The 12,359-nt window shown below is 64.6% G+C and carries 10 protein-coding genes; 9 read left to right on the plus strand and 1 reads right to left on the minus strand.

What is annotated here, in order from left to right; genetic code table 11:
- Positions 1 to 118: 118 nt before the first annotated feature.
- Positions 119 to 2,212 (minus strand): 3-hydroxyacyl-CoA dehydrogenase NAD-binding domain-containing protein, encoded by a 2,094-nt coding sequence (locus tag QX070_RS02865; RefSeq protein WP_315734692.1) that lies wholly within the window; start codon positions 2,210 to 2,212, stop codon positions 119 to 121.
- A gap of 213 nt (positions 2,213 to 2,425) precedes the next feature.
- Between QX070_RS02865 and QX070_RS02870 the strand changes: the two genes are divergently transcribed.
- From QX070_RS02870 to QX070_RS02910, 9 genes are all read left to right on the plus strand, one after another.
- Entirely contained in the window at positions 2,426 to 3,310 is an 885-nt protein-coding gene (locus tag QX070_RS02870; RefSeq protein ID WP_315734694.1) for an IclR family transcriptional regulator, read from the plus strand.
- A gap of 66 nt (positions 3,311 to 3,376) precedes the next feature.
- On the plus strand, positions 3,377 to 4,174 hold the full coding sequence (locus QX070_RS02875) for an ABC transporter ATP-binding protein (RefSeq protein ID WP_315734696.1): 798 nt from the start codon (positions 3,377 to 3,379) through the stop codon (positions 4,172 to 4,174).
- Positions 4,171 to 4,884: an ABC transporter ATP-binding protein gene (locus QX070_RS02880; protein WP_315734699.1), complete on the plus strand. Its 714-nt coding sequence runs from the start codon at positions 4,171 to 4,173 to the stop codon at positions 4,882 to 4,884. The genes QX070_RS02875 and QX070_RS02880 overlap by 4 nt, the downstream gene beginning before the upstream one ends.
- Positions 4,885 to 4,897: 13 nt before the next feature.
- Entirely contained in the window at positions 4,898 to 5,776 is an 879-nt protein-coding gene (locus QX070_RS02885; RefSeq protein ID WP_315734701.1) for a branched-chain amino acid ABC transporter permease, read from the plus strand.
- 2 nt (positions 5,777 to 5,778) lie between these two features.
- A complete protein-coding gene (locus QX070_RS02890; RefSeq protein ID WP_315734703.1) occupies positions 5,779 to 6,795 on the plus strand; it encodes a branched-chain amino acid ABC transporter permease in 1,017 nt (338 codons plus the stop codon).
- 10 nt (positions 6,796 to 6,805) lie between these two features.
- Positions 6,806 to 8,029: an ABC transporter substrate-binding protein gene (locus QX070_RS02895; protein WP_315734705.1), complete on the plus strand. Its 1,224-nt coding sequence runs from the start codon at positions 6,806 to 6,808 to the stop codon at positions 8,027 to 8,029.
- A gap of 313 nt (positions 8,030 to 8,342) precedes the next feature.
- Complete coding sequence (locus tag QX070_RS02900) at positions 8,343 to 9,566, plus strand: ABC transporter substrate-binding protein (protein ID WP_315734707.1); 1,224 nt, start codon at positions 8,343 to 8,345, stop codon at positions 9,564 to 9,566.
- Positions 9,567 to 9,815: 249 nt separating this feature from the next.
- Positions 9,816 to 11,039, plus strand: a complete 1,224-nt coding sequence (locus tag QX070_RS02905; RefSeq protein WP_315734709.1) for an ABC transporter substrate-binding protein — start codon at positions 9,816 to 9,818, stop codon at positions 11,037 to 11,039.
- Positions 11,040 to 11,067: 28 nt separating this feature from the next.
- Positions 11,068 to 12,348: a glycerate kinase gene (locus tag QX070_RS02910; RefSeq protein WP_315734711.1), complete on the plus strand. Its 1,281-nt coding sequence runs from the start codon at positions 11,068 to 11,070 to the stop codon at positions 12,346 to 12,348.
- Positions 12,349 to 12,359: the final 11 nt, after the last annotated feature.

Here is a 12,359-nt window from a genome sequence, read left to right on the forward strand (position 1 = left end):
GGGGGAGGGCCAGGGAGGGGGGTGGCCCCAGGCGAGACCGCCGTTGTGGACCCCCACCCCCGCCCCCTCCCCGCAAGGGGGAGGGGGGCGCAGTTGAGCGCGGAGCTAGAGCGAAGCCTCAAGCGGCCTTCCCCTGTGCCAGCGACGCGAAGGTCTTGCCTTCGTCGGCGAGCTTCTTCAAAAGCGGCGCCGGCTCCAGCGACGGGTCATTGGTCTCCTTGGCGTAGTAGGCCAGCCGCTCGGCGATGTGCTTCAGACCGACGCTGTCGGCCCAGTACATCGGCCCGCCGCGATAGATCGGCCAGCCATAGCCATAGAGCCAGACGACATCGATATCCGACGGCCGCGCGGCGATGCCCTCGGCGAGGATCTTCGCGCCCTCGTTGATCATCGGATACATCATGCGCTCGAGGATCTCCTCGTCGCTGACCGCGCGCCGCCTGAGGCCGAGCTTGGCGAGTGTCTCGTCGATCAGCTTCTCGACATCGGGATCCGGCAGCGGCGCACGCGAGCCGGCCTCGTATTTGTAATAGCCCTTGCCGGTCTTCTGGCCGAAGCGGCCGGCCTCGCACAGCGCGTCCGCGATCTCGCTCTTGATGCCGCGGTCCTTGCGCGAGCGCCAGCCGATGTCGAGGCCGGCGAGATCGCCCATCGCGAACGGGCCCATCGGCATGCCGAACTTGGTGACGACGGCGTCGACCTGCTGCGGCAGCGCGCCTTCGAACAACAGCTTCTCGGCCTGCTTGCCGCGCTGCGCCAGCATGCGGTTGCCGACGAAGCCGTCGCAGACACCGACCACCGCCGGCACCTTGGCGATCTTGCGCGCGATCGATACTGCCGTGACGAGCGCGTCCGGCGCGGTTTTCTCCGCGCGCACGATCTCGCACAGCTTCATCACGTTGGCGGGTGAGAAGAAGTGCATGCCGAGCACGTCCTGCGGGCGGCTGGTCTCTGCGGCGATGGCGTCGATGTTCAGATAGGACGTGTTCGAGGCGAGCACGGCGCCGGGCTTGGCGTATTGATCGAGCTTGCCGAACACTTCCTTCTTGACGGCCATGGTCTCGAACACCGCCTCGATCACGAGATCGGCATCCTTGACGTTCTCGAGTCCGACCTTGCCATCAATCAGCGCCATGCGCTTGGCCGGCGCATCGGCCGGGATGCCGCCCCGCGCGGCGGTCGCCTCCCAGTTCTTCTGCATGATGCCCATGCCGCGCTTGAGCTGTTCCTCGGCGGTCTCGATCAGCGTGACCGGGATGCCGGCATTGGCGAACGACATCGCGATGCCGCCGCCCATGGTGCCGGCGCCGATGATGGCGACACGCTCGACCTTGCGGCCCTTGGTGCCCTCCGGCACGCCGGCGATCTTGGCCGCCTCGCGCTCGGCGAAGAACGCGTAGCGCTGCGCCTTGGACTGATCGCTGGTGAGGAGCTTGAGGAAGCCTTCGCGCTCCTTCTTCAGGCCCTCGTCGAACGGCAGGTCGATCGCGTAGCCGACCGCGTCGGCGGCCGCGAACGGCGCCTCGAGGCCGCGCGACTTCCTGGTGATCGCCGCCACTGCACTGGTGAAGATCGAGCGATCGGCCTTGGCGGCCGCCAGTTTGGAATCGTCGTCACGCAACTTGCGCAGCGGACGGTTCTCCGCCACCACCTTGCGCGCGAAGGCCTCGCCGCCCGATGCCGGCCCCTCGACGATCTCCTCGATCAGGCCCGCCTTGTGCGCCTCCGCCGCACCGATCGGATCGCCGCCGACGATCATCTTGACCGCGAGTTCGGGGCCTACGGCGCGCGGCAGGCGCTGGGTGCCGCCCGCGCCCGGCAGCAGGCCGAGCTTCACCTCGGGCAGGCCGAGCTTCGCCTCCTTGGTGGCGACACGATAATGACAGGCGAGCGCCACTTCGAGACCACCGCCCAGGGCCGTTCCATGAATGGCGGCAATCACCGGCTTGGGGCTGTTCTCGATCGTGCTCAAGACGTCGTTGAGCGCCGGCGGCTTCGGCGGCTTGCCGAATTCGGTGATATCGGCGCCGGCGATGAACGTGCGCCCGCCGCAGGTGAGCACGATCGCCTTGATCGCGGGATCGGCGATCGCCGCCTTGACGTTGTCCAGGATGCCGCCGCGCACTGCGGCACTCAGCGCATTGACGGGCGGACTGTCGATGGTGACGATGCCGATGATGTCATGACGATCAAGCTTTGCCACTTCGCTCACGCGTAAGCTCCTTGGGATGTCGTTTCTTTGCGGCCGGTTAACGTGCCGGCCAATTCTTGGCTTTTCATTTGCGCAGAGTATCAGCCTTGCTTGCGTCTACCCGCTGCTGAACGTCAATTCCGCAGTGCGAAATCTAATTCCACATCTTGACATCCAGGGTTATTTTGAAGCACGAGCGTTGTCAACGAGGCTCATCAATCAACAGCCGATGACATGAAACGCCCAGGGAAGAAACCAGCGACCGATCGGAGCTTCGTCGTCGCGCTGGCGCGCGGCCTGGACGTGCTGCGGGCATTCCGGCCGAATGACGGCCTGCTGGGCAATCAGGAAATCGCCGCGCGCACCAACCTGCCGAAGGCCACGGTCTCGCGCCTGACTTACACGCTCACCAAGCTCGGCTATCTCACCCCGGTGCCGCGCTTCGAGAAATACCAGTTGGCGCCATCGGCGCTGGCGCTGGGCTATGCCGCGCTCGCCAACCTCGGCATCCGCCATCTTTCCGAGCCATTCCGCGAGCAGCTGATGCGCGAGACCGGCGGCGCGGTCGCGATCGGCGGCCGCGACCGGCTCAGCATGATCTATTTCGGCCAGAGCCGTCACGGCGTCGTCAACGTTCAACTCGACGTCGGATCGCGCATTCCGATTGCAACGACAGCAATGGGCCGCGCCTACATCTGGGCGCTGCCGGACGAGGACCGCGCCGCGTTGATGCGGGAGATGCGCGAGCATTATGGCAGCCGTTGGCCGAAGATCCGCGACGGCATCGAACGCGCCGGCGAGACCGTCGCGAAATATGGCTTCACGATCTCGGCCGGCGAATGGCAGGACGACGTTCATGCGGTCGGCGTCGCGTTGCGGCTGAACGACGGAACCGGTCCCTACGCCGTGAATTGCGGAGCACCGGCATTCCGCTTCACGGAAGAGCGTTTGCGGACCGACATTGGACCTCGTCTCGTCGCGATGGTAAGAAACATCGAAGCGGCGCTCGGCGGCCTCGCGCTGTCAACTAATCAAACAAGCAGCCCATCAAACAAAGAACTCAATAAGAAGCCGAAGCCAGGAGGAAAAGTTGCCCGTGTTGCCGAGGGTATCAGATAGCCTGCATCATCGCGGTCGGCTGGCGCCGCGTCCTGACCTGAACGAATTCGGGAGGGGCGAGACGAGATGACGCAGGCACAACTCGCCCAGACCAACGATCCGCTGCTCGCCGTCCGCGACGTCAGCGTCGTGTTCGGCGGCATCGTGGCGCTGAACGGCGTCTCGTTCGACATGCGCCAGGGCCAGATCCTCGGCCTCATCGGCCCGAACGGCGCCGGCAAGACCACCCTGTTCAACTGCCTCAGCCGCCTCTATCAGCCGAGCTCCGGCGACATCCTGATGGAAGGCCGCAGCATCCTGAAGCGACCGCCGCACCGCATCGCCGAGATCGGCATCGGCCGCACCTTCCAGAACGTCGCGCTGTTTCCCAATCTCTCCGTGCTCGACAACGTCCGCGTCGGCACCCACGCGCGCACCTCCAGCGACATCATCTCGGATTCGCTGCGTCTGGCCTGGGTCCGGCGCAGCGAGAATTCCGTCAACACCAAGGTTCACGAGATTCTCGCCTATCTCGACCTCGAGGAGGTCGCGCACAAGACCGTGTCCGGGCTGCCGTTCGGCACCCAGAAGCGCGTCGAGCTGGCGCGCGCGCTCGCCGCCGACCCGAAGATCCTGCTGCTCGACGAGCCCGCCGGCGGCCTCAATCACGAGGAGGTCCATGTGCTGGGCGATCTGATCCGGCGCATCCGCGACGACCGCAAGGTGACCGTGCTGCTGGTCGAGCATCACATGGGACTGGTGATGTCGATCGCCGACCACGTCGTGGCGCTGAATTTCGGCCGCAAGCTCGCCGAGGGCACGCCCGCCCAGGTGCAGGCCGATCCCGACGTCATCAAGGCCTATCTCGGGAGCAAGGATCAATGACGCCGCTGCTCAACGTCAAGGACCTGCGCGCCTATTACGGCCAGGTCCAGGCCCTGCACGGCCTCTCCTTCTCCCTCAACGAAGGCTCGCTGACGACCCTGCTCGGCGCCAACGGCGCGGGCAAGACCACCACCCTGCGCGCCATCTGCAACATGGTGCGCTCGACCGGCGCGATCGAGTTCGAGGGCAAGCCGCTCAACAACAAATCGACCGAGAGCATCGTGCGCTTCGGCATTGCCCATGTGCCGCAGGGCCGCGGCACCTTCACCAACATGACGGTGGAAGAAAACCTGCAGCTCGGCGCCATCACGCGCAGCGACAAGGCCGGCATCGTTGCCGACATCGAGCGGATGTATACCTACTTCCCGAAGCTGAAGGAGCGCCACACCCAGCAGGCCGGCACCCTGTCCGGCGGCGAGCAGCAGATGCTGGCGGTGGCGCGGGCGTTGATGCTGCGTCCCAGGTTGATGCTGCTCGACGAGCCGTCGTTCGGCCTCGCGCCGCTGGTGGTCCGCGACCTCTTCGGCATCCTCGGCAAGATCAACCGCGAGGAAAAGGTATCGATCCTCGTCGTCGAGCAGAACGCGCAGCTCGCGCTGGAGCTCGCCGACCAGGCCTATGTGATCGAGACCGGCCGCATCGTCATGTCGGGTGTCGCCTCGGACATCGCGAACGACGAGAACGTCCGCAAATCCTATCTGGGCTACTAACGGAGGCGGGACAATGGAGCTGTTCACCAACCAGGTCCTGGCCGGCATTGCGACGGGTGCGATCTACGCCTGCATGGCGCTCGCGGTCGTGATGATCTACCAGGCGATCGACCATCTCAACTTCGCGCAAGGCGAGATGGCGATGTTTTCGACCTTCATCTCCTGGCAGCTGATGCAATGGGGCCTGCCCTACTGGGTTGCCTTCGTGGTGACGCTGGCCTTCTCCTTTGCCGGCGGCATCGCGATCGAGCGCGTGCTGTTCAAGCCGCTCACCAAGGCGCCGATCCTGACCCAGGTCGCGGGCTTCATCGCGCTGTACTCGATCATCAACTCCTTTGCCGGACTGACCTGGGACTTCACCATCAAGCAGTATCCGACACCGTTCGGATCGTCGCCGTTCCTGGGCAGCCAGCTGATCTCGACGCATCAGGCCGGCATGATCGGCATCACCTTGCTGCTGCTGATCGGCCTGTACTTCTTCTTCCAGTACACCAGGGTCGGGCTTGCGATGCGCGCGGCGGCGGCGGTGCCCGAGTCGGCGCGGCTGGTCGGCATCAACACGTCCTGGATGATCGCGCTCGGCTGGGGCATGGCGGCGGCGATCGGCTCGATCGCCGGCATGCTGATCGCGCCGGTGGTCTTCCTCGAGCCCAACATGATGGGCGGCGTCCTGATCTACGGGTTCGCCGCGGCCGTGCTCGGCGGCCTCACCAGCCCGTTCGGCGCGGTGCTCGGCGGCTTCCTGGTCGGCATCTTCGAGAATCTCGCCGGAACCTACATCCCGCATGTCGGCAACGAGATGAAGCTGCCGATCGCGCTGGCCCTCATCATCTCCGTCCTGGTCATCAAGCCCGCCGGCCTGTTCGGCCGCAACATCGTGAAGCGAGTCTGATCATGAGCGCAATCGAGGACATCTCATCCCAGGCGCCCGCGGTCGAGGCCATTCCGAAGCGGGCCATGACCTTGAGCTCCGGTACGGCCTTCGTGATCGTGCTGCTGCTCCTGGTGGCGCCGCTGTTCGTCAAGAACTTCATCATCTTCCAGATGACGATGCTCCTGATCTACGGGCTAGCCGTGCTGGCGCTGAACATCCTGACCGGCGGCTCCGGCCAGTTCTCGCTCGGCAACAGCGCGTTTTATGCCGTCGGCGCCTATACTTCGGCGATCCTGATGGAGCAGTACAACGTCAACTACGCGCTGACCCTGCCGGTCGCCGGCGTCATCTGCTTCGGCTTCGGCTTCCTGTTCGGCCAGCCGGCGCTGCGGCTGTCAGGCGTCTATCTCGCGCTCGCCACGTTCGCGCTCGCCACCGCCATGCCGCAGATCCTCAAGCTCGGCTTCTTCGAGCAATGGACCGGCGGCGTGCAGGGCCTCGTCGTCACCAAGCCGGACGCGCCGTTCGGCCTGCCGATGTCGCAGGACATGTGGCTGTATTACTTCACGCTGGCGATCACGATCGCGATCTACGTGTTCTCGGTCAACTTGCTGCGCTCGCGCTCCGGCCGCGCCTTCATGGCGATCCGCGACAACGAGATCGCGGCCTCCGCCATGGGCATCGACGTCGCGACCTACAAGACGCTGGCGTTCGGCGTCAGCGCCGGCATCACCGGCGTCGCCGGCGGTCTCGGCGCCATCGCGGTGCAGTTCGTGGCGCCCGACAGCTACACGATCGTGCTCGCGATATCGCTGTTCCTCGGCATGGTGGTCGGCGGCGTCGGCTGGCTGCCCGGCTCGTTCGTCGGCGCCGCCTTCATCATCTTCGTCCCCAATATCGCCGAAAGCATTTCGAAGGGCCTGTCCGGCGCGGTGTTCGGCGTGCTGCTGTTCCTCGTCATCTTCCTCGTACCGCACGGCTCGCGGCAAGTGGCGATGGTGGCGCAGCAGCTGCTCGGCAAACTCAGAAAGAACTAAGGAGGAACTCTTGCAGCTCATTCAACAACTACGAATCGCCGCGCTCGCGACGGCGGTCATCGCCCTCACCTCGGGCGGAGCATTCGCCCAGAAGAAATACGACACCGGCGCCTCCGACACCGAGATCAAGATCGGCAACATCATGCCTTATAGCGGGCCGGCGTCCGCCTACGGCGTGATCGGAAAGACCGAGGAGGCGTATTTCAAGAAGATCAATGCCGAGGGCGGCATCAACGGCCGCAAGATCAACTTCGTCAGCTATGACGACGCGTACTCGCCGCCCAAGGCGGTCGAGCAGGTGCGCAAGCTGGTCGAGAGCGATGAGGTCCTGTTCGTCTTCAACCCGCTCGGCACGCCCTCGAACTCGGCGATCCAGAAATATCTCAACGGCAAGAAGATCCCGCAACTGTTCGTCGCCACCGGCGCCACCAAGTGGAACGACCCGAAGAACTTCCCCTGGACCATGGGCTGGCAGCCGAGCTACCAGAGCGAGGGCCGCATCTATGCGAAGTACCTGCTCAAGGACAAGCCCGGCGCCAAGATCGGGGTGCTGTTCCAGAACGACGATTTCGGCAAGGACTATCTCAAGGGCCTCAAGGACGGCCTGGGCGACAAGGCCGCGTCCATGATCGTCATGGAAGAGAGCTACGAGACCTCAGAGCCCTCGATCGACGGCCACATCGTCAAGCTCAAGGCCTCGGGCGCCGACGTGTTCTTTAGCGTCACGACGCCCAAATTCGCTGCACAGGCGATCAAGAAGCTCGCCGAGATCGACTGGCATCCGACCCATCTCGTCGTCAACGTGTCGGCCTCCGTCGGCAGCGTGATCAAGCCGGCCGGCTTCGAGAACTCGCAAGGGATTCTTTCGGCCGCCTATGCCAAGGATGCTGCGGATCCGCAGTGGAACGATGATCCCGGCATGAAGAAGTTCTTCGACTTCCTCGCGCAGCATTATCCCGACGCCAACAAGCTCGACAGCTCGACGGTCTATGGCTACGGCGCCGCGCAGACGCTGGTGAAGGTGCTGCAGATGTGCGGTGACGACCTCACCCGCGCCAATGTGATGAAGCAGGCCGCGAGCCTGAAGGACTTCGCGCCCGACACGCTGCTGCCGGGCGTCAAGATCAACACCTCGGCCACCGACTTCGCGCCGATCGAGCAATTGCAGATGATGCGGTTCAAAGGCGAGAAGTGGGAGCTGTTCGGCGAGGCGATCAGCGGCGCCATCGAGTAATCGCGCATCGCCGCAGAAAGCGGTGCCGATCTCCACTGGCCCGCCGCGCTATCGGCGCGGAGGGCTTTTTCATATCTGGATCGGCATCGAGCCATTTATCTCAGGCTGTTCTTGCAGAGCACTCACTCGCGGAGATTGCGCCGATCTCTCGCAGTTGCACATGACATGGACCGCCCAGGCACCGCGAAAACACGGACCGTGCCGTGATGTCGCAACCACCCCGGTGCAGCTCTGCTATAGTTCCGGGCGTAACAAGAGCCTCCATCAAGGCGGCCGCGACACGTCAACCAAACCAACACGGGAGAAACGCACCATGATGATCACGCGAAGGGCCGCCCTCGCCTCGGCCGCCGCCATCGTCCTCGCCTCGAGCTCCGCAATCGCCGCCGACAAGAAGTACGACACCGGCGCCTCCGACGCCGAGATCAAGATCGGCAACATCATGCCCTATAGCGGGCCGGCCTCGGCCTACGGCATCATCGGCAAGACGGAAGCGGCCTACTTCAAGAAGATCAACGCCGAGGGAGGCATCAACGGTCGCAAGATCAACTTCATCTCTTATGACGACGCCTATTCGCCGCCAAAGACGGTCGAACAGGCACGCAAGCTGGTCGAGAGCGATGAGGTGCTGTTCATCTTCAATTCGCTGGGCACGCCGCCGAACTCGGCAATCCACAAATACATGAACTCGAAGAAGGTCCCGCAGCTGTTCGTCGCCACCGGCGCCACCAAGTGGAACGACCCGAAGGATTTCCCCTGGACCATGGGCTGGCAGCCCAACTACCAGAGCGAATCCCGAATCTACGCAAAATATCTGCTGAAGGAAAAGCCGGACGCCAAGATCGCTGTGCTGTATCAGAACGATGATTACGGCAAGGACTATCTGAAAGGGCTGAAGGACGGGCTTGGCGCCAAGGCCGCCTCAATGATCGTCATGGAGGAGAGCTACGAGACCGCCGAACCCTCGATCGACAATCACATTGTCAAACTCAAGTCCACGGGCGCCGACGTATTCGTGAACATCACCACGCCGAAATTTGCGGCGCAGGCAATCAAGAAGGTCAAGGAGATCGACTGGAAGACGCTGCATATCCTCAACAACGTCTCCGCCTCCGTCGGCAGCGTCCTGAAGCCGGCTGGCTATGAGAATTCGCAGGACATCATCTCGGCGGCCTATCTGAAGGACGTCTCCGATCCGCAATGGAAGGACGATGCCGGGATGAAGCAATTCCTCGACTTCATGTCCAAGGATTTTCCCGATGGCGACAAGCTCGACGGCGGAACGGTCGTCGGCTACAGCGTCGCGCAGACGCTGGTCCAAGTGCTGAAGCAGTGCGGCGACAACCTCACCCGCGAGAACGTCATGAAGCAGGCCGCATCCCTGCGCAACTTCCGCACCGAGATGCTGCTGCCTGGCATCACGATCAACACCTCGGCGACCGACTTCGCACCCGTCAGCCAGTTGCAGCTGATGCGCTTCAAGGGCGAGAAGTGGGAGCTGTTCGGCGACGTGATCTCCGCCGACGTCGGCGGCTAACGACGGAACGCAGTTGAAACCGCCTCCTGCGGCCTCCCGCCGCAGGCGGCGCTCTCTCCAAGCATCTTTGCTGTCTTTGCCAAGAATTTCTTAAGCTAGGAGTTGAAAGAGAGGCGGTCATGCAGCGGCGGCGGTTACGCCGAGCGCGCGGCTGCGCTATGGGGACTCGTCCGGAGTGAAACGAGTCGCCCGCGTTGCGGGCGGATCCAACAACAAGGCCAAGCTCCAGGGCCGAGAAGGAGTCCCCACGTGACCACTGCCCTCACCCGCCGCACCGTCTCCAGCATGCTCGGTCTCGCCCTGGCCGGCGCAGTTGCCGGCAGCGCCCATGCCGACAAGAAATACGACACCGGCGCGAGCGACACCGAGATCAAGATCGGCAATATCGTGCCCTATAGCGGCCCGGCGTCGGCCTATGGCTCGGTCGGCAAGGCGATGACGGCCGTGTTCAAGAAGGTCAATGACGACGGCGGCATCAACGGCCGCAAGATCAACTTCATCTCCTATGACGACGCCTATTCGCCGCCGAAGACGGTCGAGCAGGCGCGCAAGCTCGTCGAGAGCGACGAGGTGCTGTTCCTGTTCGGCGTGCTCGGAACCGCGCCCAATACGGCGATCCAGAAATATCTCAACTCCAAGAAGGTGCCGCAGCTGTTCGTCGCGACCGGCGCCACCAAGTGGAATGAGCCCAAGACATTTCCATGGACCATGGGCTGGCTGCCGAGCTACCAGTCCGAGGCGCGCATCTACGCGAAGTATCTCACCGCGCAGCAGCCCGCCGGCAAGATCGCCGTGCTCTACCAGAACGACGACATGGGCAAGGACTACCTGAAGGGCCTCAAGGACGGGCTCGGTGATGCGTCGCGCCTGGTGCTGGAAGAGAGCTACGAGATCGCCGAACCCACGGTTGAATCGCACATCGTCAAGATGAAGTCGGCCAACCCCGACATCGTCGTGCTGTTCACCACGCCGAAGTCCGGAGCGCAGGCGATCAAGAAGCTCGGCGAGATGAACTGGAAGCCGCTGACCATCATCTCGAACGTCAGTGCCTCCACCGCGGCCGTGATGCGGCCGGCCGGCGTCGAGAACTCGCAAGGGGTGATCTCGGCGGCCTATGCCAAGGACGCGTCCGATCCGCAATGGGCCAACGACCCGGGCCTCGGCGCGTTCAGGGAGCTGCTCGCCAAATATCTGCCGGAAATCAACCCCGTGGATTCGTCGGCGCTGACCGGCTACAACATCGCCACCACGATGGTCGAGGTGCTGAAGCGATGCGGCGACGAACTGACCCGCGCAAATGTCATGAAGCAGGCGGCAAGCCTGAAGCAGTTTGCGCAAGGCGGGCTGCTGCCCGGCATCACGCTGACCACGGGTCCCGACGATTTCCAGCCGATCGAGCAGCTGCAGCTGATGCAGTTCAAGGGCGAGCGCTGGCAGCTGTTCGGCGACGTGATGAGCGGCGAGCTCAAATAGGCTTTGCACGTCAGACGGGCGGCGCCGCATGACCGGCCGCCGTCCGCTGTTGCGCGCCATTTTCGATGCCGCGGTCGCCGCGGCGCATCCCAACGTGGTGCTTCCGGCGCATCTGCCGGTGGCACCCCGGGGGCGGATCATCTGCCTCGCCGCAGGCAAGGGCGCCGCGGCCATGGCGGTGGCCGCCGAGCGGCATTACCTGGACACGCTCGGGTTCGATCCGGCGAGGCTGACCGGAATTGCGACCACCCGTCACGGTCATGGCGTGCCGACCCGGCGGGTCAAGGTGATCGAAGCCGGCCACCCGATGCCGGACGAGGCCGGGCTGAAAGCGGCAGACGACACATTGCAGCTGGCGGCGACGGCCGAAGCCGACGACCTGATGCTGGTGCTGATCTCCGGCGGTGGCTCCGCCAACTGGATTGCGCCGGCCCATGGCGTGAGCTTCGCGCAGAAGCAGCAGCTGACCCATGCGCTGCTGCGCTCGGGCGCGCCGATCGGCGAGATGAACACCGTCCGCAAGCATCTGTCGCGCATCAAGGGCGGCCGGCTCGCAAGGGCCGGGCAGAAGGCCGAGATCGTCACGCTCGCAATCTCGGACGTGCCGCATGATGATCCCTCGGCCATCGCATCGGGGCCGACGGTGCCGGATCCGACCACGCTGGCCGATGCCCGCGCGATCGTTGCGAAGTACAAGCTCGAGGTCGACCCGGCCATCGCCCGGGCGCTCGATGATGCTGCCAACGAGAGCTGCAAGCCCGGCGATGCCGCCTTTGCCCGCGCCTCGTTCGAGCTGATCGCGCGTCCCGCGAGCTCGCTCAAAGCCGCCGTGGCCAGTGTCAAGGCCGCCGGCTACGACGTGCTCGATCTCGGCGCCGACCTCGAAGGTGAGGCGCGCGAGGTCGCGACCGATCACGCCAAGCTGGCGCGGGAGGCCCGCGCGCTCGGCCGCCGCATGGCGATCATCTCCGGTGGCGAGCTCACCGTGACGGTGCGCGGCCAGGGCCGCGGCGGCCCGAACCAGGAATATGCGCTCGCGCTCGCCGACCTGCTCAAGGACATGGAGGGCGTCGCGGCGCTCGCCGGCGACACCGACGGCGCCGATGGCGGCGGCGGCAGCGCCTCCGATCCGGCCGGTGCGCTCGTTGATGCCGAGGTCATCGCCGCGATGCGGGCGCAGGGGCTGGATCCGCAGGCCTATCTCGCCAACAACGACGCCACCGCGTTCTTCGCCGCGACCGGTGGCCTGCTGCAGACGGGACCGACGCTCACCAACGTCAACGACGTCAGGGTCATCCTGGTCGATTGAGGGGCGCGACT

Origin of the sequence: Bradyrhizobium sp. SZCCHNR1093, from assembly GCF_032381175.1 — a bacterium.
In the GTDB taxonomy this organism is placed as follows: domain Bacteria; phylum Pseudomonadota; class Alphaproteobacteria; order Rhizobiales; family Xanthobacteraceae; genus Bradyrhizobium.

Coding starts and splice junctions, on each gene's coding strand:
- QX070_RS02870 (WP_315734694.1), top strand. CDS start 2,426: ATGAAACGCCCAGGGAAGAAACCAGCGACCGATCGGAGCTTCGTCGTC.
- QX070_RS02875 (WP_315734696.1), top strand. CDS start 3,377: ATGACGCAGGCACAACTCGCCCAGACCAACGATCCGCTGCTCGCCGTC.
- QX070_RS02880 (WP_315734699.1), top strand. CDS start 4,171: ATGACGCCGCTGCTCAACGTCAAGGACCTGCGCGCCTATTACGGCCAG.
- QX070_RS02885 (WP_315734701.1), top strand. CDS start 4,898: ATGGAGCTGTTCACCAACCAGGTCCTGGCCGGCATTGCGACGGGTGCG.
- QX070_RS02890 (WP_315734703.1), top strand. CDS start 5,779: ATGAGCGCAATCGAGGACATCTCATCCCAGGCGCCCGCGGTCGAGGCC.
- QX070_RS02900 (WP_315734707.1), top strand. CDS start 8,343: ATGATGATCACGCGAAGGGCCGCCCTCGCCTCGGCCGCCGCCATCGTC.
- QX070_RS02910 (WP_315734711.1), top strand. CDS start 11,068: ATGACCGGCCGCCGTCCGCTGTTGCGCGCCATTTTCGATGCCGCGGTC.